The organism is Pseudomonas sp. St386, assembly GCF_018325865.1.
Lineage (GTDB): Bacteria > Pseudomonadota > Gammaproteobacteria > Pseudomonadales > Pseudomonadaceae > Aquipseudomonas > Aquipseudomonas brassicacearum.
This window is the reverse complement of sequence record NZ_AP021900.1, coordinates 4212182-4232548: the sequence shown is the minus strand read 5'-3', so window position 1 is coordinate 4232548 and position 20367 is coordinate 4212182. Positions and strand designations below refer to the sequence as shown.

17 protein-coding genes are annotated in these 20367 nt (G+C 61.4%); 10 read left to right on the top strand and 7 right to left on the bottom strand.

The window, feature by feature from the left end; all coding sequences use genetic code 11:
• Positions 1-54 precede the first annotated feature (54 nt).
• From gorA to ahpF, 3 genes are all read left to right on the top strand, one after another.
• Entirely contained in the window at positions 55-1413 is a 1359-nt protein-coding gene (gene gorA, locus KI235_RS18455) for a glutathione-disulfide reductase (RefSeq protein ID WP_003203000.1), read from the top strand.
• 174 nt (positions 1414-1587) lie between these two features.
• Positions 1588-2151 (top strand): alkyl hydroperoxide reductase subunit C, encoded by a 564-nt coding sequence (gene ahpC, locus KI235_RS18450; protein ID WP_003202998.1) that lies wholly within the window; start codon positions 1588-1590, stop codon positions 2149-2151.
• Between the two features lie 123 nt (positions 2152-2274).
• On the top strand, positions 2275-3837 hold the full coding sequence (gene ahpF, locus KI235_RS18445; protein WP_003202997.1) for an alkyl hydroperoxide reductase subunit F: 1563 nt from the start codon (positions 2275-2277) through the stop codon (positions 3835-3837).
• Positions 3838-4018: 181 nt separating this feature from the next.
• Here the strand turns inward: ahpF and gloA are convergent, their stop codons facing one another.
• On the bottom strand, positions 4019-4540 hold the full coding sequence (gloA, locus tag KI235_RS18440) for a lactoylglutathione lyase (protein ID WP_013693616.1): 522 nt from the start codon (positions 4538-4540) through the stop codon (positions 4019-4021).
• Between the two features lie 194 nt (positions 4541-4734).
• Here gloA and KI235_RS18435 point away from each other — a divergent pair, with 194 nt between their 5' ends.
• Positions 4735-5262, top strand: coding sequence for a DUF4946 domain-containing protein (locus KI235_RS18435; RefSeq protein WP_003202993.1), 528 nt, complete (start codon positions 4735-4737; stop codon positions 5260-5262).
• 96 nt (positions 5263-5358) lie between these two features.
• On the opposite strand, the gene KI235_RS18430 is transcribed toward KI235_RS18435, so the two are convergent.
• The 3 genes from KI235_RS18430 to KI235_RS18420 all read right to left on the bottom strand — a co-directional run bounded on the left by KI235_RS18430 (position 5359) and on the right by KI235_RS18420 (position 8579).
• A complete protein-coding gene (locus KI235_RS18430; protein ID WP_013693615.1) occupies positions 5359-5724 on the bottom strand; it encodes a histone-like nucleoid-structuring protein, MvaT/MvaU family in 366 nt (121 codons plus the stop codon).
• Between the two features lie 211 nt (positions 5725-5935).
• On the bottom strand, positions 5936-7480 hold the full coding sequence (locus KI235_RS18425) for an EAL domain-containing protein (RefSeq protein ID WP_212795220.1): 1545 nt from the start codon (positions 7478-7480) through the stop codon (positions 5936-5938).
• A 235-nt stretch (positions 7481-7715) separates the two neighbouring features.
• Positions 7716-8579, bottom strand: a complete 864-nt coding sequence (locus KI235_RS18420) for a LysR family transcriptional regulator (protein ID WP_212795219.1) — start codon at positions 8577-8579, stop codon at positions 7716-7718.
• A 183-nt stretch (positions 8580-8762) separates the two neighbouring features.
• Here KI235_RS18420 and KI235_RS18415 point away from each other — a divergent pair, with 183 nt between their 5' ends.
• Both KI235_RS18415 and hppD read left to right on the top strand, forming a co-directional pair.
• Positions 8763-9707 carry a DMT family transporter gene (locus KI235_RS18415; protein WP_003202985.1) on the top strand — a complete coding sequence of 315 codons (945 nt, stop codon included), beginning with the start codon at positions 8763-8765 and terminating at the stop codon, positions 9705-9707.
• A gap of 250 nt (positions 9708-9957) precedes the next feature.
• On the top strand, positions 9958-11034 hold the full coding sequence (gene hppD / locus KI235_RS18410) for a 4-hydroxyphenylpyruvate dioxygenase (protein WP_013693613.1): 1077 nt from the start codon (positions 9958-9960) through the stop codon (positions 11032-11034).
• 91 nt (positions 11035-11125) lie between these two features.
• On the opposite strand, the gene rarD is transcribed toward hppD, so the two are convergent.
• From rarD to KI235_RS18395, 3 genes are all read right to left on the bottom strand, one after another.
• Complete coding sequence (gene rarD, locus KI235_RS18405; RefSeq protein ID WP_003202980.1) at positions 11126-12010, bottom strand: EamA family transporter RarD; 885 nt, start codon at positions 12008-12010, stop codon at positions 11126-11128.
• Positions 12011-12150: 140 nt separating this feature from the next.
• The gene (locus KI235_RS18400; RefSeq protein ID WP_212795218.1) at positions 12151-13185 is read right to left on the bottom strand and encodes an aldo/keto reductase; all 1035 of its coding nucleotides are present in this window, start codon (positions 13183-13185) and stop codon (positions 12151-12153) included.
• A 121-nt stretch (positions 13186-13306) separates the two neighbouring features.
• Positions 13307-14617, bottom strand: a complete 1311-nt coding sequence (locus tag KI235_RS18395; RefSeq protein WP_003202977.1) for an MFS transporter — start codon at positions 14615-14617, stop codon at positions 13307-13309.
• 185 nt (positions 14618-14802) lie between these two features.
• Between KI235_RS18395 and KI235_RS18390 the strand changes: the two genes are divergently transcribed.
• From KI235_RS18390 to KI235_RS18375, 4 genes are all read left to right on the top strand, one after another.
• Positions 14803-15927, top strand: coding sequence for a sugar diacid recognition domain-containing protein (locus tag KI235_RS18390; RefSeq protein ID WP_003202976.1), 1125 nt, complete (start codon positions 14803-14805; stop codon positions 15925-15927).
• 172 nt (positions 15928-16099) lie between these two features.
• Positions 16100-17236, top strand: coding sequence for a glycerate kinase (locus tag KI235_RS18385; protein WP_027913199.1), 1137 nt, complete (start codon positions 16100-16102; stop codon positions 17234-17236).
• 272 nt (positions 17237-17508) lie between these two features.
• Positions 17509-19134, top strand: a complete 1626-nt coding sequence (locus KI235_RS18380) for a methyl-accepting chemotaxis protein (protein ID WP_003202971.1) — start codon at positions 17509-17511, stop codon at positions 19132-19134.
• Between the two features lie 41 nt (positions 19135-19175).
• Positions 19176-20360, top strand: coding sequence for an aminotransferase class I/II-fold pyridoxal phosphate-dependent enzyme (locus tag KI235_RS18375; RefSeq protein WP_003202968.1), 1185 nt, complete (start codon positions 19176-19178; stop codon positions 20358-20360).
• Positions 20361-20367 lie beyond the last annotated feature (7 nt).

Genomic DNA, 20367 nt, shown 5'->3' with positions numbered 1-20367 from the left:
CTGCCTCAGGTGAAAACAGCAGGTATGCTGATGACCTGCCGAAGGAGATAGAAAATGGCCTACGATTTTGACTTGTATGTGGTTGGCGCCGGTTCCGGTGGTGTGCGGGCTGCGCGGTTTGCCGCCGGTTTCGGGGCCAAGGTGGCCGTGGCGGAGAGCCGTTACCTGGGCGGGACCTGCGTGAACGTGGGCTGCGTGCCGAAAAAACTGCTGGTCTACGGCGCGCACTACGCCGAGGACTTCGAACAGGCGTCGGCCTATGGCTGGACGGCGGGCGAGGCGAGTTTCGACTGGGCCACGTTGATCGCCAACAAGGACCGGGAAATCAATCGCCTCAACGGCATCTACCGCAACCTGCTGGTCAACAGCGGCGTCGTGCTGCACGAAGGTCACGCCAGGCTGACCGGGCCCAATGAGGTCGAGATCAACGGCCAGCGCTACACCGCCAGGCACATCCTGATCGCCACGGGCGGTTGGCCGGTGATCCCGGACATTCCGGGGCGCGAGCACGCCATCAGCTCCAACGAGGCGTTCTTTCTCAAGGAACTGCCCAAGCGTGTGATTGTGGTGGGCGGTGGCTACATTGCGGTGGAGTTCGCCGGGATCTTCCACGGCATGGGTGCGCAGACGTCCTTGCTCTATCGCGGTGAGCTGTTCCTGCGCGGCTTTGACGGTGCGGTGCGCAAGCACCTGGCAGAAGAGCTGACCCGCCGTGGCCTGGACCTGCAGTTCAACGCAGACATCAAGTCCATCGAAAAGCTGGACGATGGCAGCCTCAGGGTCGAGCTCAAGGACGGCAAGACGTTGCTCACCGATTGCGTGTTCTACGCCACCGGCCGGCGGCCGATGCTCGACAACCTGGGCCTTGAAACCACCGGTGTCACGCTGGATGAGAAGGGCTTTGTCCAGGTCAACGAAAAATACGAGACCGCTGAACCGTCGATCCTGGCCATTGGCGACGTGATCGGTCGCGTCCAGCTCACCCCCGTTGCCCTGGCCGAAGGCATGGCGGTGGCGCGGCGTCTGTTCAAGCCCGAGCAGTATCGATTGGTGGATTACCGGATGATTCCCACCGCCGTGTTCAGCTTGCCAAACATCGGCACAGTTGGCCTGACCGAAGAGCAGGCCAGGGAGGAGGGGCATGAGGTAGAGATTTTCGAAAGCCGGTTCCGGCCGATGAAGCTGAGCCTGACCGAATGCCAGGAACGCACCCTGATGAAACTGGTGGTGGATGCCCGGACCGACAAGGTGTTGGGATGCCACATGGTCGGGCCGGACGCCGGTGAAATCGTCCAAGGGCTGGCCATCGCACTCAAGGCCGGCGCCACCAAGCGCGACTTCGACGAAACCATCGGCGTGCACCCGACGGCTGCCGAAGAATTCGTGACGATGCGTACGCCCGTCGCCTCCTGACCACCCGACGAACATATGGCGAGCGAGCCGGCTCGCCATATTAAGTTTTCTTCTATCTATTTAGCTGCTGATAGCCAAAACCAATCATTCGCATCAGGTTTGCCAATGAGCCAGCCTGGGGATGAGTGGTTAAGATCCTCTCCATCAACTTTCAACCCTGACGGAGAAACATCGATGCCTATCATCAACAGCCAAGTTAAACCGTTCAACGCTACCGCTTTCAAAAACGGCGAATTCGTCGAAGTATCGGACGCCAACCTGAAAGGCAAATGGTCTGTCGTGTTCTTCTACCCGGCTGACTTCACCTTCGTTTGCCCAACCGAGCTGGAAGACCTGGCCGACAACTACGCCGAGTTCCAGAAGCTGGGCGTCGAGATCTACAGCGTTTCCACCGACACTCACTTTGCCCACGCTGCCTGGCACAACACTTCGCCAGCCATCGGCAAGATCCAGTACACCATGATCGGCGACCCGACCCACGTCATCTCGCGCAACTTCGACGTGCTGATCGAAGAAGTCGGCCTGGCTGACCGCGGTACTTTCGTGATCAACCCTGAAGGCCAGATCAAGATCGTTGAAATCAACGACGGCGGTGTAGGCCGTGACGCTTCCGAGCTGCTGCGCAAGATCAAGGCCGCTCAATACGTTGCTGCTCACCCGGGCGAAGTCTGCCCAGCCAAGTGGAAAGAAGGCGAGGCCACCCTGGCTCCGTCCCTGGACCTGGTCGGCAAGATCTAAGTCTGTGAGTCATCCGAGGGCGATCCGCTCTTAATCAAGTAAGCCGCTTCGCCCCAAAAAACGCCCGGGCGAGATTCGCTCGGGCGTTGTTTTTTCTGAATTCAAAAAATGGAAATCGCCCGTATGTTGGACGCCAATCTTAAAGCTCAGTTGAAGTCATACCTGGAACGGGTCACCCAGCCGATCGAGATCGTCGCCTCCCTCGACGACGGTGCGAAATCCCAGGAAATGCTCGCGTTACTCCAAGACGTTGCCAGTCTTTCCCATCAGATTACCTTGCTCGACAACGGCAGCGATGCGCGCAAGCCTTCGTTTTCGTTGAATCGCCCGGGAGCCGATATCAGCCTGCGTTTTGCTGGCATTCCCATGGGCCACGAATTCACTTCGCTGGTGTTGGCCTTGCTGCAAGTTGGCGGTCACCCTTCGAAGGCCAGTGTCGACGTCATCGAACAGGTCCGCTCCCTCAAGGGCGAGTTCAACTTCGAGACCTATTTCTCGCTGTCGTGCCAGAACTGCCCGGACGTGGTCCAGGCGCTGAACCTGATGGCCGTACTGAATCCAGACATTCGCCACGTTGCCATCGACGGCGCGCTGTTCCAGGCCGAAGTCGATGAACGCCAGATCATGGCCGTGCCGAGTGTGTACCTCAACGGTGTGAACTTCGGCCAGGGCCGCATGGGCCTGGAAGAGATTCTCGCCAAGATCGACACCAGCGGCATCGAACGCCAGGCCGAGAAAATCAGCGCCAAGGACGCCTTTGATGTGCTGGTAGTCGGCGGTGGCCCGGCCGGTGCTTCGGCGGCGATCTACGCGGCCCGTAAAGGCATCCGCACTGGCGTGGCGGCCGAACGTTTCGGCGGCCAGGTGCTCGACACCATGGCCATCGAGAACTTCATCTCGGTCCAGGAAACCGAAGGGCCGAAACTGGCCGTCGCCCTGGAAGAACACGTCAAGCAGTACGATGTGGACATCATGAACCTGCAACGTGCCGACGCCTTGGTGCCTGGCAAGGACGGCGGGCTGCATGAAATCAAGTTCGCCAGCGGTGCGAGCCTCAAGGCCAAGACCGTGATCCTGGCGACCGGTGCCCGCTGGCGCGAAATGAACGTGCCGGGCGAGCAGCAGTATCGCAACAAGGGCGTGGCGTACTGCCCGCACTGCGACGGTCCGCTGTTCAAGGGCAAGCGCGTGGCGGTGATCGGCGGTGGTAACTCCGGCGTCGAGGCGGCCATCGACCTGGCCGGTATCGTCGCCCACGTCACGTTGCTGGAGTTCGATGTGCAATTGCGTGCCGACGCGGTATTGCAGCGCAAACTGCACAGCCTGCCGAACGTGACGGTGATTACCAACGCCCAGACCACCGAAGTGACTGGAGACGGTCAGAAGGTCAATGGCTTGCGCTACAAGGACCGTCCGAGCGGTGACGTGCGGGATGTGGAGTTGGAGGGGATCTTCGTGCAGATTGGTCTGTTGCCCAACACCGATTGGCTCAAAGGCACTGTCGAGCTGTCACCGCGGGGTGAGATTATCGTCGATGCCCGGGGTGAAACCTCGATCCCTGGCGTGTTCGCCGCCGGTGACGTGACCACCGTGCCGTACAAGCAGATCGTGATTGCCGTAGGCGAGGGCGCCAAGGCTTCGCTGAGTGCTTTCGACCACCTGATCCGTACCTCTGCGCCGGCCTGAACAACCGATAGCGGAAAAAACAAAACCCCATGAGCCTGGCTCATGGGGTTTTGTTTTGGATCACGCATCCCCCTGTGGGAGCGAGCTTGCTCGCGATAGCGGTGGGTCAGCCTGGATCCAGGTTGAATGTGCCGCCGTCATCGCGAGCAAGCTCGCTCCCACAGGGGGACGGTGGAGAGGTTTACAGCGGCGCAGGCTGGATGATTTCAACCCAGTAGCCATCCGGGTCCTTGATGAAGGCCAGGCTTTTCATGCGGCCGTCGTTCAGGCGTTTCTGGAAATCGCAGCCCAGTGCTTCGAAGCGCTCGCAGGCGGCGACTATGTCCGGTACCGAGATGCAGATGTGGCCGAAGCCGCGTGGGTCGGTGTTGCCGTTATGGTAGGCGAAGGCCGGGTCGCTTTCGGTGCCATGGTTGTGGGTCAGTTCCAGGATGCCAGGGATCGACTTCATCCATTCGGTCCGCGCCGCCGCGTCCGCCGGGATCTGGTTCTTGTCCACCAGTGCCAGGAAGTACAGGCTGAACTCGGCTTCCGGGAAGTCGCGTTTCTCCACCAGCGAGAAACCCAGCACGCGGGTGTAGAAGTCCAGGGACCGGGTGATGTCCTTGACTCGCAGCATGGTGTGGTTGAAGACGAACTTGGCCGTGGCGGCATCAGGTTGTGCGGTGACGCCAGGGAAAGTATTGAGTTCGTGCAGGCTCATGGGCCCTCCGGAAATAAGTGGGGCAAACGGCGTCGCAAGCTTGGTTGCGACGGTTCCTGGGCTTGCGTCAGACGGCTTCCTTGCAGGTGCGCCCATGATACGCAAGGGACGCGGTGTCGCCAAACCGCGTGTGGCTATTGCCTGCTTCTGCCTCGGGCTTCAGACTTTACGATTCGCCCTTGAGTGCCAACGCAATGATTCGACCGTTCCTTTCGCTGTTTGTCCTGCTGTTTGCCTGCATTGCGAGTGTCGGCGGCGTCCAGGCGGACGAACCGCAGATCGCCTGGCCCCAAGGCTGGGTTGTCGAGCCACTGCCCGCCGATGCGGCGGCGTCGGGCCCCTTGCGACAACGTGCAACCAAGAGCGATTCGGCAGGCAATGCCGTGATGGTCATGGAATTGACCACGACTACCGTCGAGCCCGATCACCAGGTCAACTTGCAAGGCGTGTTGCTGGAAATGCGCAAGTCGATCCAGAAGGATTTCTTCCAGGGCGGTTACCAAAGTGTGTGCAATAAGATCCATGCTTCCATGTTGGGCGGCGTAACTGCATTGGAAACCACTTGCACGATCACGCAAAACGGACGCCATGTATTGTCTCAGGCACTCGTCGCGGCACTAAATGGGGGCAAGGCTTATGTGCTGTCCTATGCAGGGCAGGCGCAGGTGTTTGTTGAAAGCCAGGATGAAATACAGTCGGTGCGAAACAGTTTGAAACTATAAGGCCGTCAGTGTAATACGCTCGGGATTTAATCCAAAAAGTTTAGCCCATAAAAAAGCCCTGAGTGTATTCAGGGCTTTTTTTGATCATGGACGCTGTCAACCACGCAACCAGGAATCGACGGTAGCTGCACCGTACTGTTCTTTCCAGGCTTTCAGACCGCGGTGATTACCGCCTTTGGTCTCGATCAACTCGCCGGTGTGCGGGTTCTGGTAAACCTTTACCACTCGCGCACGGCGGGTCTTGATGGGTTTGCTCGATTGCAGGCTCGCCTTGGACGGGTTCGGGTCGAGGATCGCGACGATGTCGCGCAGGCTCTTGCCATAGGTTTTCATCAGTCCCTGGAGCTTTTCCTCGAATTCGATTTCCTTCTTGAGCCCGGCATCGTTCTTCAGCGATTCCAACTGCTTGAGCTGTTCTTGAAGGGCCTTTTCGGCTGCACGAAATTCAGCGAGTCTGGACAAAATCGTTACTCCAATCAAAATATTTGGCTGATACCAACCGCAAACAAAGCTATAAGCCGAGCGCCTTGGTGTTAATGACTCTCCTGCTATCTGGCACAGGTAGAAAAATTGTAGTAGTTAATCCGGAAAGTGTAAATCGTAACTTTTTCGTTATGTAACAACAGCAAAAGCTTTTATCAGTTGGGCATCGTCGTCAATAGATCGGCGGCGGTTAACTGCCATTAAGGTCGGTCAAGGTCTCAATGAACGCCTGCCCGCTAATCGGTCGACCAAATAGATAACCCTGTAGAAAGTTCACCCCATGGGCGCTCAGGTAGTCGCTTTGCTCGACGGTTTCGACGCCCTCGGCCACCATGTCCAGGCCCAGCTTGCCCGACAGTTCGATGATGCTGTCGAGCAGGTGCCGTGACAGCGTATCGGCACCGATCATCGCGACAAAACTCTGGTCGATCTTCAAGAAATCCACGTTGAACTGGCGCAAGTACGCCAGGCTGGAATGACCCGTGCCGAAATCGTCGAGGGCAATCTTGACGCCCAGTTCCCGCAGCTGGTCGAACAGTTGCCGGGTAACGGGCGTAGGTTCGATCAGTTCGCGCTCGGTCAACTCCAGCACCATGGCAATCGCACCCGGCGCGAAGGCGGCGAGAAATTCGCGACAATCGTCCACCAGCGCCAGATCCTGGCAGTGGCGGGCGGTGATGTTGATGCCGACATGAAACGGTGCTTCGAGTTGAGGCGCCAGCGGTGCCAGCAGATGCATGGTCTGCTGCATCAGCCCCCGGGTCATCGGTACGATCAGGCCGCTGTGTTCGGCGAACGGGATGAACAGGTCCGGGCGAACGAGGCCTTCCTTGGGGTGATTCCAGCGCATCAGCACTTCGACGCCGGCCCAGCGTTTGCTGTCGCTGTGCACGACCGGTTGCAGATAGGGCACGAACTCGCCGGCTTCCAGGGCCCGTTGCAGTTCACGGCTGGGCGAGGAGGCGCGTTTTTGCAGCCAGTGCCCGAGGGTCCCGGCCACGACGCCGAAGAAGATCAGCAAGCTGAACAGCGGCGGATATTCCCTGGCCATGTAGCGCCAGGTTTCACCCTCATCGAAGCCGGCTTCTACGTTGAAGGCGTAGCGCGATGAACCCAGCTCGCTTTGGGCGACCGGCAGCCCGGGTATGGGCGCCGGTCGGACCTTGCCGTCCGCCGCCAGCCAGTTCGGCCCGACTTGCAGCCGTAGCCGGCTCTGGCGGCCGATCAAGCGCAAGACGTTCGTCAGGTGGTACCCGTCAAGCGTGGCCAAGGCGCCTTGATGGCCCTCGTTGATCCGGTAAATCAGTAGCGCGGTATCCGGCGTGACCGGGTTGCCGTCCATGAGCCACAAGCTGCCTTGATGGTAGTCGCTCGGGTTGACGCGTTCCTCGAAGGCACCGAACAGCGAGCTGCAATACAGGTTGTTGTCCCAGATAAGGTTGGTCGAACGGACAAAGGGCCGGCGCGTCACTTGTTCGCGTAATGCCAGCTTCACCGCTTCGCAGGGCTGGCCGGCCAGGGGTAATAGTTCATGGGCCGCCAAGGCCGTGTTGTCGAGCATCAGCTCGATCTGCCTGACCAGTTCCTCGGCGGTCTGCCGGGTCTGTTGCGCCAGCGTCCGTTCGGCCTGCATGTACAAAATGGCCAGCCCTGACAGCATCGGTACCAGGCCGCAAAGCAGGGTGACGAGATAGCGACGGGGGCGGGTGTGCGCGCGTGTGGCGGTCAAGGGCATCGGCACAACCTGAGAAGAAAAGGGATGAGGGGGAATCGTCGGATGCCGACCATGATAGATGGCTTGCCGGGTGCTTGCTGACCACAGGGTGGCTGTGGGAGCGAGGTCTGTGGGAGCAAGGCTTGCCCGCGATGAACGATCATGCGGTCCACCTGGAGAGCCGAGGTGCCTTCATCGCGAGCAAGCTTTGCTCCCACAGGTTCAGTGCCAGGCTCCCACAGGTTTGATGCCGGGCTCATGACTGCCGGGCCAGCTCGATAAACGCCAGGGTGGCGGGCGAGGCCTGGCGGCTGTCCAGGACTGCCAGGCCAATCTGGCGCGGCACCCGCGGCGACAAGGGGCGCACGACGAAGCCCAGGCTTTCGCCCTCCGGCAACGAACCTTCGGACACCACGCTCACCGCCTCACCGCGCCTGACGATATCCAGGGTGCTGAGCAGTTGCGAACACCGAAAACGCACATTCGGGGTCAGCCGGGCGGCATTGAACAGGCGCGAAACCAGCTCCGATGATCCGGCCTCGGTGTGCACGAAGGGGTCGTTGCACAGGTCCTTGAGGCTCAGGCTGGCCCGGGCGGCGAGGGGATGGTTAGTGGGCAGCAGGGCGACCATCTGATCTTCCATCAGAATGAACGTATCGAAACGCTCCTCGGGCAACACCACGAAGCCGACGTCGATCCGCCGTTCGTCCAGCCACTGGAGGACCTGCCTGTCGGGTCCTTCGTCGATGTGCACTTCGATGCCCGGGTGCAAGTCTCGATAGCGCTGCAGGATACCGGGCAACAGTTTCATCGATGACGTGGGCCCGAACGAGCCGATGCGCAAGGTGCCTCGGCGCATGCCCCGGGCATCGGCGGCTTCCTGGCGCAAGGTGTTGGCCAGCCCGAGCATGGCCCGGGCCCGCAGAAGCAATTGCTGACCAATGTCGCTGAGTTCCACCTGGGACTGATGACGCCTGAGCAATTCAACGCCCAATTCTTGTTCCAGGGATTTGATGGCGTGGGATACCGCTGACTGGCCGATGCCCAGGCGCGTTGCCGCCGCCGTGAACCCCCGCAGCTCGGCGACCAGGGAGAAGATTTCGAGTTGGGTGAGGGTCATGAGGAATTGCTCATTTTACGATGACAAGGCATGAGCCAAATAATGAGGTATCTGACTTGAATCAGGAAGCAGTACAACACCTTTTGGCAAGGTTCCACCCTGTGGGAGCAAGCTTTGCTCCCACAATTAACCACCCTCGCCACAGGTTCTGCGTTGTTCTCATTAGCGTGCGGTGGTGAAACCATGAAAACTCTCGAACAAACCCTCCCAGCCTCGTCGGACCTGCCGGTCTACTTGAAGCTCGCCATGGTCACCATGATCTGGGGCGGGACCTTCGTGGCCGGCCGGATCCTTGCCGATGCCTTGGCGCCGATGTTTGCCGCCAGCCTGCGTTTCCTGCTGGCGAGTCTCGCGCTGCTGTCGTTTCTCGCCCTGGCCGGGATCCCGCTGGCCAGGCCCAGTGTGAAACAGGGGCTGCAATTGGCCGCGCTGGGGTTCTTTGGCATCTTTTTCTACAACCTGTGCTTCTTCTATGGCTTGCAGTACATCAATGCGTCGCGGGCCTCGCTGATCGTGGCCTTGAACCCGGCGGTGATCGGGCTGGCGTCCTGGTGGTTGTTCAAGGAGCGGCTGAGCCGGTTGAAAGTGGCGGGCATCGTGCTCTGCATCGGTGGGGCGGGATTGGTGATCGTCAGTCGTGATCCGTCCTTGTTGCAAGGCGCCGCGCAGGGCTGGATCGGCGATCTGCTGATTTTTGGCTGCGTGCTGGGCTGGGGTATCTATTCGCTGTTTTCGAAAAAACTCAATGACAGCCTCGGCCCCTTGCAGACCGTGACCTGGTCGATTCTGCTGGGCACGCTGATGTTGTGGCTGGCCTGCGCGGCGGCGGGCGAGATTCGTGTCGAAGCCCTGCGCGGCCTGGACGTTGAGCAATGGCTGAGCCTGTTGTACCTCGGCGTGCTGGGCTCGGCCCTGGCCTATATCGCCTGGTATGACGGCATTCGTCGGATCGGTGCGACCCGTTCCGGGGTGTTCATCGCGCTCAATCCGTTGACGGCGGTGCTGCTGGGGGCGCTGCTGCTGGACGAACGGCTCACGGCCTTGATGTGTGTCGGCGGGGGCGTGATCCTGGTGGGCATTTTCCTGTGCAACAAACCCCTTGCGCGGTCGAAGGAAAAGGCGATTTGATACAGAAGGCGGACAAACCTGGTTACGCTGTGTAGAATTGAGTTACGCATATAAGAATAACGTCTTCTGGCAGCAGAAGCCTCGCCCGCAAGAGCCTTGGGTCGACAATGAAGATACTTGGGTTTCAACTGATCTATGGCGATTTCCTCGCCCGCAGCGTTCGTGGCATTTCCTGCGCGCCGCCCCGTGTCCTCAGCATCGCCAGCAACTAACGTTTTCTGTTAATTGACCCGACTGATGAGGCGCCGACATGGCAGATCTATACGAAAACCCCATGGGCCTGATGGGCTTTGAATTCATCGAATTCGCATCCCCGACCCCCAACACCCTGGAGCCGATCTTCGAGATCATGGGTTTCACCAAAGTGGCCACCCACCGCTCCAAGGACGTGCACCTGTATCGCCAGGGCGCGATCAACCTGATCCTCAACAACGAACCCCACAGCGTGGCGTCGTACTTTGCCGCCGAGCACGGTCCGTCGGTGTGCGGCATGGCGTTCCGGGTCAAGGATTCGCAAAAGGCCTACAAGCGTGCCCTGGAACTCGGCGCCCAGCCGATCCACATCGAGACCGGCCCGATGGAGCTGAACCTGCCAGCGATCAAAGGCATCGGCGGTGCGCCGCTGTACCTGATCGACCGTTTTGGCGAAGGCAGCTCGATCTATGACATCGACTTCGTGTTCCTCGAGGGCGTTGACCGCAACCCGGTGGGCGCGGGTCTGAAAATCATCGACCACCTGACCCACAACGTCTATCGCGGACGCATGGCCTACTGGGCCGGCTTCTACGAGAAGCTGTTCAACTTCCGCGAGATCCGCTACTTCGACATCAAGGGCGAATACACCGGCCTGACCTCCAAGGCCATGACCGCCCCGGATGGCATGATCCGTATCCCGTTGAACGAAGAATCGTCCAAGGGCGCCGGGCAGATCGAAGAGTTCCTGATGCAGTTCAACGGCGAAGGCATCCAGCACGTGGCCTTCCTCACCGATGACCTGGTCAAGACCTGGGATCACCTGAAAAGCATCGGCATGCGCTTCATGACCGCGCCGCCGGACACCTATTACGAAATGCTCGAAGGCCGCCTGCCGAACCACGGCGAACCGGTGGATGAACTGCAATCGCGGGGCATTCTGCTGGACGGTGCTTCCGAGCAGGGCGACAAGCGCCTGCTGCTGCAGATCTTCTCGGAAACCCTGATGGGGCCGGTGTTCTTCGAATTCATCCAGCGCAAGGGCGACGATGGTTTCGGCGAAGGCAACTTCAAGGCGCTGTTCGAATCCATCGAGCGCGACCAGGTGCGTCGAGGTGTGCTGGCGACCGAGTAAGGCCTGAGCCATGAAAAAGCCCGCCCGGCAGTGATGCCGGGCGGGCTTTTTATTGCCCGACACAGTTCCAAATGTGGGAGCGGTGTAAGGCTCAGGCCCTGCGCTGCTGCCGCACCAAGTGCTTGAACCCTTCGAACACCAGCACCGCCACCGCCATCCAGATGGGGATGTAGGTCAGCCATTCACCGGCCTTGATGCTTTCGCCCAACAGCAGTGCAACGCCCAGCAGCAACACCGGCTCTACATAACTCAACAACCCGAACAGGCTGAACGGCAGCAACCGACTGGCGACGATGTAGGATACCAGCGCGCTGGCACTGATCACCCCGAGCACCGGGATCAGCAGCGACAGCCACGGGTATTGATCGAAAACGTCGAGGCCCTGTTCACCGCTTTGCACGAACCACAGCGCCACGGGCAGCATCAGGGTCATGTCCAGCCAGAGCCCACCCAGGTTGTCGGTCTTGATGCGTTTGCGCAGGATGAAATAGATCGGGTAGCCGATCACCACCAGCAAGGTTGCCCAGGAAAAACCACCCACCTGGTACAACTCGTTGAACACGCCAAGGGTGGCGAAGAACACGGCGACTTTCTGCAGGTAGGAAAGGCGTTCGCCGTAGACGATGCGTCCGGTCAGCACCATCGACAGCGGCAACAGGAAGTACCCCAGCGACACGTCCAGGCTGTAGCCATTGAGCGGCGCCCACATGAACAGCCACAGTTGCGCGCCCATCAGTGCCGACGAGGCGATCGCCGCGATCAACAGCCGTGGCGTGGCGATCAGGCGTTGGATCAGCGCCGTGACCAGTTTCCACTCCCGCGTCACCAGCAGGAATGCGGTCATGCACGGCATCGTCAGCAGCATGCGCCAGCCGAAGATTTCCACGCCTGTTAGCGGTGAGAGCAGCGAGGTGTAGTAGTACATGACGGCGAACAGCGCGGAGGCCGAGACCGATAGAACGATGCCTTTGGACACGGTGATTCTCTTGAGGGCGATCAATCAACACCCTGCCTGTGGCGAGGGTGTTGATGGTGGGAGCAAGGCCTGTGGGAGCAAGGCTTGTGGGAGCAAGGCTTGCCCGCGATAGCCACGCCACGGTTTAACAGTGAACCGCGTTATCGTTCATCGCGGGCAAGCCTTGCTCCCACAGGCACTCGCCCCGGCACGAAATGGCTCACATCATTGAACCCCGGCGTCGAAGCATGCCCCGGCGTCACCAGCGAATCGATGAACGCTTCATCTGCTGCGCTGATCTTCACCGATTGCGCCTTGGTGTACGAATCCCACTGCTCCTCGGTGCGCGGCCCGACGATGGCCGAGGTCACGGCGCTGTTGTTCAGCACCCAGGCGATGGCGAACTCGACGATGCCCACGCCGCGGCCCTGGGTGTATTGCAGGATCTGCTGGGCAATGCGCAGGGACTCGACCCGCCATTCGGTTTCCAGGATGCGTTTGTCCTGGCGTCCGGCACGGCTGTTGGCGTCCGGCGCCACGTCCGGCGCGTACTTGCCGCTGAGCACGCCTCGGGCCAGGGGGCTGAACGGCACCACGCCGAGGCCGTAGTTCTGTGCCGCGGTGATCTGCTCGGTTTCCGCCTGGCGGTTGACGATGTTGTACAGCGGTTGGCTGATCACCGGCCGGTCGATGCCCAGGCTGTCGGCGATGCGGATCACCTCGGCGATGCGCCAGCCACGGTAGTTCGACAGGCCCCAGTAGCGGATCTTGCCTTGGCGAATCAAGTCGCCGATGGCCGACACGGTGACGTGCAACGGCGTGTTGTGGTCTTCGCGGTGCAGGTAATAGATGTCCAGGTAATCGGTGCCCAGGCGCGTCAGGCTCGCTTCGATGCCATTGAAGATGTGCTTGCGGCTCAGACCGCTGCGGTTGGGCATGCCGTCCGGCGGGCCGAAGCCGACCTTGGTGGCCAGCACCCATTCCTGGCGGTGACGGGCGATTGCCTCGCCGACGATTTCCTCGGAACGGCCGTTGGTGTAGACGTCCGCGGTATCGATGAAATTGATGCCCTGGTCCCAGGCCTTGTCGATGATCCGCAGCGAATCCTCGGTGCTGGTCTGTTCGCCGAACATCATCGTGCCCAGGGTCAGCGTCGAGACTTGCAACCCGGAATGGCCTAGCGTGCGGTAGCTCATGACAAGATCCTTTTATCCATGGGGAAAGATTCAATCAAACCCCAGAACCACCGCACGGATCAAACAGAATTCTCAAACACCCCAATCAACTGTGGAACTACCTCTGTGGGAAAAAAGGGTGTCAGGCCCTTAGGGTACGGGTCATGCGCAACGCCAGCAGGCTGCCGCAGACAATCACGCCCGCCAACAGGTACAGCGCCGCGTCGGTCGAGCCGGTGGCGTCCTTGACCCAACCCACCAGGTACGGGCTCAAGAATCCCGCCATCTGCCCCATGGAGTTGATCAACGCCAACCCACCGGCCGCCGCGCCCGCGCTGAGCAGGGCCGTGGGCACCGGCCAGAACATCGGCAGGCCGGTGAGGGCGCCCATGGTGGCGATGGACAGGCCAATGATGGCGATGGCCGGGGTGGTGGCGAAGTTGACGGCGATCAGCAGCCCGACGGCGCCCATCAGCATCGGCACGACAAGATGCCAGCGGCGCTCCTTGTGCAGGTCCGCCGAGCGGCCCACCAGCAACATGAACACGGCCGCCAACAGGTACGGGATTGCACTCAGCCAACCGATCACCAGGTTATCGCCAAAACCCAGGCTCTTGATGATCGACGGCAGCCAGAAGTTGATCGCGTACACGCCGCTCTGGATGCAAAAGTACACCAGGCCGAAGGCCCAGATCGCCGGGTTCTTGAACACCGCCAACAGCGAGTCGGTGGCGGTCTTTGGTTTGTTGGCCAGGTCTTCGGCGTGGTCGGCGGTGAGCACGTCGCGTTCCTGGTCGGTCAGCCATTTGGCGTTGGCGAAGGTGTCGCTGAGCAGGAAGAACGCCAGCGCCCCGAGGATCACCGTCGGAATGCCTTGCAGCAAAAACATCCACTGCCAACCCGCCAGGCCGCCCTGGCCGGCGGCGAAGTGGTTGAGGATCCACCCGGAAAACGGACTGCCCAGCAGGCCGGACACCGGGATGGCCGACATGAACAACGCCATGATCCGGCCCCGTCGGAACGTCGGGAACCATTGCGAGAGATACAGCACCACGCCAGGGAAGAACCCGGCCTCGGCGGCGCCGGTGAACAGCCGCAAGGTATAGAACTCGGTGGGGGTAGTGACGAACAGCAGGCACGTCGACAAGGTGCCCCAGGTGATCATCATCAGCGCGATCCAGCGCCGTGGACCGAACTTGGTCAGGGCCAGGTTGCTTGGCACGCCGCACAGTACGTAGCCGATGAAGAAGATCCCGGCACCGAGGCCGTACACGGTTTCGCTGAATTTCAGGGCGTCGAGCATCTGCAACTTGGCGAAGCCAACGTTGACCCGGTCGAGGTAGTTGAACAGGTAGCAGATGAAAATGAAGGGGATCAAGCGCAGGGTGATGCGCTTGTAGACGGTATTTTTTTCGTCGGGGGTAGCCAGGAGGGCTATTGCGCTCTGGGACATGGCGGGTCTCTCATTATTATGATTTTTGCGAGCCAAGGGGTAACGTTGACCGCCCCTTGAGTCTCGGCCAGCCCAGGGGGCCGTGTCTTTGTGCCAGAGCACAGGGTTTGAATGCAGACCCTGTGCGCCTGACCAAACCCATGCCTGGAAACAACAATTCACGCCGCTTGCAAGGAACACCGCCCATGTTCGAACTCGATCACGACCTGGCGCAGGACATCGTCGACCGGGCGATGGCGATCCTGCCGTACAACGTCAATGTCATGGACAACCAGGGCTTGATCCTCGGCAGCGGCGAGCGCGAGCGGGTCAACACCCGTCACGAGGGCGCGCAACTGGTCCTGGCTAACGGTCGGGTGGTGGAAATCGACGAGCACACCGCGATGCACCTCAAGGGTGTGCAGCCTGGGATCAACCTGCCGCTGATGCTCGATCAACGGCTGATCGGCGTCCTGGGCATCACGGGTGAGCCTGCGCAACTGCGCACTTACGCCGAGCTGGTGCGCATGACCGCCGAGATGTTGGTGGGACAGCGTAACCAGCAGGCCGAGCAGCAATGGCGCCGCCAGCGGTGTGATGACTTGCTGGCGCTGCTGTTGGGCGATGCGGGGGATTCGCCGCGATTGTTGGACGAAGCCCGGCAAATGGGCCTCAAGCCGCAATTGTCGCGGGTGCCGTATCTGTTCGAACTGGGCCTGGAACATGGGCCCGGGCAGACCGTCGAGACGTTGAGCGCGTGGTTGATGTCGCGCTACCCGGACAGTTGGTGCCTGACCTCGTCCAAATCTTCCTTGCTCTGGTGCCGGCCGGTCACCGCCTCGGTGGAGAACGAGCGGTTGCTGGGCAAGCTCGATGGGCTGGGCTGGAACATCCTGCGGATCGCAGTGGGCGGGCAGGCTGAAGGGTTGGCGGGCTTGCGGCGTTGCTATCGGCGGGTGGCTGATCTGCTGGCCTATGGGCGTGATGTGTTGCCGCAATCGCGCCTGCTGGCCCTCAACCGCTATCGCCTGCCGGTGCTGCTCTGGCGCCATCGCAGCGACGATGCCCTGGACGAACTGCTGACCCCGTTGCGCAAGGTCATCGCCAAGGACAGCAACGGCCAACTGCTCGCCACCCTGCGCAGTTGGTGCGAGCACGACGGCCAGAGCCAGGCCTGCGCCGACGCCCTGGGCATCCACCGCAACAGCCTGCGCTACCGCATGGAACGCATCGCCGAACTCAGCGGCGTGGACCCGTTGCGCCTGGACGGGATGCTGGCGTTGTACCTGGGGGTGCAGCTATTGCCGCAGACCGCCGATACACCCACATAACCCTGTGGGAGCGAGCCTGCTCGCGATGAGGCCGGCAGCTTCAACCTGAATCTTCCTGGAAAACCGGTATTTGTGAATTTGAACAATAATACCCGGTGTCTTTTGTGCAGCGGACCGGCGTCACGGCTGTGGTCAGCTGGCAGCATGCTGTGCATCGGAACCGGAGAATAATATGAAAATAGTCATCGCCCCCGACTCGTTCAAGGACAGCCTCAGCGCCCAGGGCGTCGCCGATGCCATCGCCCAGGGGCTGGCCGAGGTCTGGCCGGATGCGCAGTTGATCAAATGCCCGATGGCCGACGGCGGGGAGGGGACGGTGGAGTCGGTGTTGGCGGCCTGCAACGGTGAGTGGCGCCACACCCGGGTTCGTGGTCCGTTGGGTGTTGCCGTCGAGGCGCGCTGGGGCTGGTTGGCCGAGAGTCGCACCGCAATCATTGAAATGGCCGAGGCCAGTGGTTTGCAACTGGTGCCGCCGGGGCAACGCGATGCCTGTTCCAGCAGCACCTACGGCACCGGCGAGCTGATTCGCGCAGCCCTCGATGAAGGCGCCGGGCGGGTGATCCTGGCGATCGGTGGCAGTGCCACCAACGACGCTGGAGCCGGTGCGATGCAGGCTCTGGGCGTGGTGTTGCTGGATGACCAGGGCCGTCCCCTTCCTCCCGGCGGCCTGGCCTTGGCGAACCTGGCGCGTATCGACCTGAGCGATCTGGACCCACGCCTGGCCCGGGTCAGCTTCGAGATCGCCGCCGATGTCGATAACCCGCTTTGCGGCCCCCATGGCGCGTCCGTGGTTTTTGGTCCGCAGAAGGGCGCCTCGGCTTCTCAAGTGCAGGCGCTGGACCGGGCCCTGGGGCATTTCGCCGAACATTGCGCGCGGGCGTTGAAAAAGGATGTGCGCGACGAGCCGGGCAGTGGCGCAGCCGGCGGCCTGGGGTTCGCGGCCAAGGCGTTCCTGGGGGCGCAGTTTCGTACCGGCGTGGACGTCGTAGCCCAGTTGACCGGGCTTGCCGAGGCGGTCAACGGCGCCGACCTGGTGATCACCGGCGAAGGCCGTTTCGACGCCCAGACCCTGCGCGGCAAGACCCCCTTCGGCGTGGCCCGCATCGCCCGCCAGCACGGCGTACCGGTGGTGGTCATTGCCGGCACGCTGGGGGAGGGCTACCAAGCGCTGTATGAACACGGCATCGACGCCGCCTTCGCCCTGGCCAGCGGGCCGATGACCTTGCAGCAAGCCTGCACCGACGCCCCGCGCCTGCTGAGCGAGCGTGCCCGGGACATTGCACGGCTTTGGCGGGTGGCGGCGCGGTAGACCCAACGGACGCGTGGACCTGTAGTAGCCATGTAGGAGGCCTGTAGGAGCTGTCGAGTGCAACGAGGCTGCGATCTTGTTTCAGGCAGTCGAGTCAAAAGTGAAAGATCAAAAGATCGCAGGCTTCGCCAGCTCCTGCAGGAAATATTTTTTTACATAACCCTGCACAAACCCTAAAGCCCAGCCGATAACGGGTTAAGCGTATACCCCCATAACTCCAATCAGTGCGCTTGCCGGCATGGATGCTCGACCCAACATTTCGAGGTCTTTCCATGTCCCTACGCAGCCTGAATATCGCCCCCCGAGCCTTTCTCGGCTTCACCGTCATTGCCTTGCTCGTCGTTGTGCTCGGCGTGTTTGCCGGTAGTCGCATGTCGATCATCCGCCAGGCCTCGCTGGACATGGAGCAGAATCAACTGCCCAGTGTCGGCTACCTGGGCAATGTGATGGAAAACGTGCTGCGCATGCGCATCCTCTCGTTTCGCATCTTGGTCAACCGGGACCCGGCCAGCCTGAAAGAGGCCGAGACCCGCATCAACGTGCTGGTGGAAAAGCTGCACAAGGCCAATAACAGCTACGCCGCGCTGCCGGCCACTCCGGAAGAGACCGAGCTGTACAAGGCCTTTTCGGCGACCCTGGAAAAATACCTGCAAGCCCAGCAGGAAATGCTTGAACTGTCGCGACAGGACAAGGCCGACCAGTTGCGCAGCCTCATCAATACGCGAATCAAGGAAGGTACCGACCTGATGGGCGAGCAGCTCAACAAGCTCATCGCGATCAACGTGGCCGGCGCCAGCGAAGCATCGGCCAAGGCCGGTGAAAACTACAGCAGCGCCATCACCGGCATCATCGTTGTCTCGATCATTGCCGCACTGGCCACTGTCCTGCTGGCCTTGCTGCTGACCCGCAGCATCGTCGCGCCGCTCAATCGGGCATTGGAGGCGGCCCGGACCATCGCCGGTGGCAACCTGGTCCAGGTCATTGCGGACGATGGCAAGGATGAGCCGGCGCGTTTGCTTCAAGCCTTGGCCGTGATGCAAGACAGCTTGCGCAAAACCATCGAGCAGATCGCCGGTTCCGCCACCCAATTGGGCGCCGCGGCCGAAGAACTGAGTGCGGTCACCCAGGAATCCTCCCGCGGTCTGCAACAGCAGCACAACGAGATCGAACAGGCGGCCACGGCAGTCAACGAAATGACCGCTGCGGTCGAAGAGGTTGCCCGTAACGCGGTGTCCACCTCCGAAGCCTCGAACCAGTCGACCCAGGCCGCCCAGGAAGGCCGCACGCGTGTGGTCGAAACCGTCGACGCGATCCAGACCATGACCCACGATGTGCAGGCGACCGCCTCGATGATCGAAGGCCTGGCGGTCCAGGGCCGCGACATCGGCAAGGTGCTGGACGTGATCCGCGCCATCGCCGAACAGACCAACCTGCTGGCCCTCAACGCCGCCATCGAAGCCGCCCGCGCCGGGGAGGCCGGACGCGGTTTCGCGGTGGTGGCCGACGAAGTCCGGGCCCTGGCCCATCGCACTGCGCAATCGACCCAGGAAATCGAAAAAATGGTCGCCGGCATCCAGAACGGCACCGGCCAGGCCGTGCAGTCGATGCAGCAAAGCAACCAGCGTACCCAAAGCACTCTGGAAATGGCCCGCGCCGCCGGAGTGGCCCTGGAGCAGATCACTCAGTCGATCCACCAGATCAACGAACGCAACCTGGTCATCGCCAGTGCGTCGGAGGAGCAGGCCCAGGTGTCCCGTGAGGTGGACCGCAACCTGGTGAACATTCGCGACCTGGCGACTCAATCGGCCAGCGGTGCGAAACAGACCAGCGACGCGACCCACGAACTGTCGCGCCTGGCGGTGGGGTTGAATGCGATGGTGGCGCGGTTTGTGATTTGAGATAGGGTTGAGGCTGGATATCGCGCAATCAGGAGAGATACATGCGCTTCTCAGTCTTGACCCAACGCATCACCGGCGATGGTGCCGCCGCCTGGCAGATTCACGACCGGGCGCTGGCCATGCGCGAACAGGGCATGGATGTGTTGTTGCTGTCGGTGGGCGACCCGGATTTTGACACACCGCGCGCCATCGTCGAGGCCGCTGTCACCAGCTTGCGGGCCGGCGACACTCACTACTCGGATACTCGTGGCCTGCACTCCCTGCGGGCCAGCATTGCCCGACGCCATCAAGCACGTAGCGGCCAACCGGTAGGCGCCGGGCATGTCACGGTGCTGCCCGGAGCGCAATGTGCTGTCTACGCGGTCGCGCAATGCCTGCTTGACCCTGGCGACGAAGTGATCGTCGCCGAACCCATGTACGTCACCTACGAAGCGGTGTTCGGCGCCTGCGGGGCGAAAGTGGTGCCGGTGCCGGTGAGCCCGGAAAACGCTTTCCGGGTCCAACCGGCCGACGTCGCTCGGCTGATCACCCCGCGCACCCGCGCCATGCTGCTCAACAGCCCCAACAATCCCTCCGGCGCCAGCCTGCCACTGCCGACCTGGCAAGCACTGGCGCACCTGTGCATCGACCATGACTTGTGGCTGATCAGCGACGAGGTCTACAGTGACTTGCTGTACGAAGGCGAACACATCAGCCCGGCCGGACTGCCGGGCATGGCCGAACGCACGGTCACAATTAACAGCTTGTCCAAATCCCACGCCATGACCGGTTGGCGCGTCGGCTGGGCCATCGGCCCCGAAATTCTCGCTGGACATTTGGCGAACCTGTCGCTGTGCATGTTGTTCGGCTTGCCGGATTTCGTCCAGCGCGCCGCCCAGGTTGCGCTGGAGCAGGATTTGCCTGAAGTGACGCGGATGCGCGAGGAATATCGCCAACGCCGGGACCTGGTGTGTGCCTTGCTTGACGACTGCCCGGGTCTCAAACCCGTGCGGCCCGATGGCGGCATGTTCGTGATGATCGATGTGCGCCAGACCGGCCTGGCGGCCCAGGTGTTTGCCGAGCGGCTGCTGGACGGATATGGCGTGTCGGTGCTGGCGGGGGAGGCGTTTGGGCCGAGTGCGGCGGGGCATATTCGGGTTGGGTTGGTGGTGGGACGGGGAGAGCTGGCTATCGCCTGTGGACGAATTGCAGATTGCGCCGCGCAATTAGTAAACCCGCCTACCTGACAACTAA

What these genes read in the sequence shown, in the direction of transcription:
- KI235_RS18400 (WP_212795218.1), bottom strand. Translation starts at nt 13,185, where the DNA reads ATGAGCTACCGCACGCTAGGCCATTCCGGGTTGCAAGTCTCGACGCTG.
- KI235_RS18380 (WP_003202971.1), top strand. Translation starts at nt 17,509, where the DNA reads ATGTCCCTACGCAGCCTGAATATCGCCCCCCGAGCCTTTCTCGGCTTC.
- KI235_RS18390 (WP_003202976.1), top strand. Translation starts at nt 14,803, where the DNA reads ATGTTCGAACTCGATCACGACCTGGCGCAGGACATCGTCGACCGGGCG.
- gloA (WP_013693616.1), bottom strand. Translation starts at nt 4,540, where the DNA reads ATGAGCCTGCACGAACTCAATACTTTCCCTGGCGTCACCGCACAACCT.
- KI235_RS18395 (WP_003202977.1), bottom strand. Translation starts at nt 14,617, where the DNA reads ATGTCCCAGAGCGCAATAGCCCTCCTGGCTACCCCCGACGAAAAAAAT.
- ahpC (WP_003202998.1), top strand. Translation starts at nt 1,588, where the DNA reads ATGCCTATCATCAACAGCCAAGTTAAACCGTTCAACGCTACCGCTTTC.
- gorA (WP_003203000.1), top strand. Translation starts at nt 55, where the DNA reads ATGGCCTACGATTTTGACTTGTATGTGGTTGGCGCCGGTTCCGGTGGT.
- KI235_RS18375 (WP_003202968.1), top strand. Translation starts at nt 19,176, where the DNA reads ATGCGCTTCTCAGTCTTGACCCAACGCATCACCGGCGATGGTGCCGCC.
- KI235_RS18385 (WP_027913199.1), top strand. Translation starts at nt 16,100, where the DNA reads ATGAAAATAGTCATCGCCCCCGACTCGTTCAAGGACAGCCTCAGCGCC.
- KI235_RS18415 (WP_003202985.1), top strand. Translation starts at nt 8,763, where the DNA reads ATGAAAACTCTCGAACAAACCCTCCCAGCCTCGTCGGACCTGCCGGTC.
- KI235_RS18435 (WP_003202993.1), top strand. Translation starts at nt 4,735, where the DNA reads ATGATTCGACCGTTCCTTTCGCTGTTTGTCCTGCTGTTTGCCTGCATT.
- hppD (WP_013693613.1), top strand. Translation starts at nt 9,958, where the DNA reads ATGGCAGATCTATACGAAAACCCCATGGGCCTGATGGGCTTTGAATTC.
- ahpF (WP_003202997.1), top strand. Translation starts at nt 2,275, where the DNA reads ATGTTGGACGCCAATCTTAAAGCTCAGTTGAAGTCATACCTGGAACGG.
- KI235_RS18420 (WP_212795219.1), bottom strand. Translation starts at nt 8,579, where the DNA reads ATGACCCTCACCCAACTCGAAATCTTCTCCCTGGTCGCCGAGCTGCGG.
- KI235_RS18425 (WP_212795220.1), bottom strand. Translation starts at nt 7,480, where the DNA reads ATGCCCTTGACCGCCACACGCGCGCACACCCGCCCCCGTCGCTATCTC.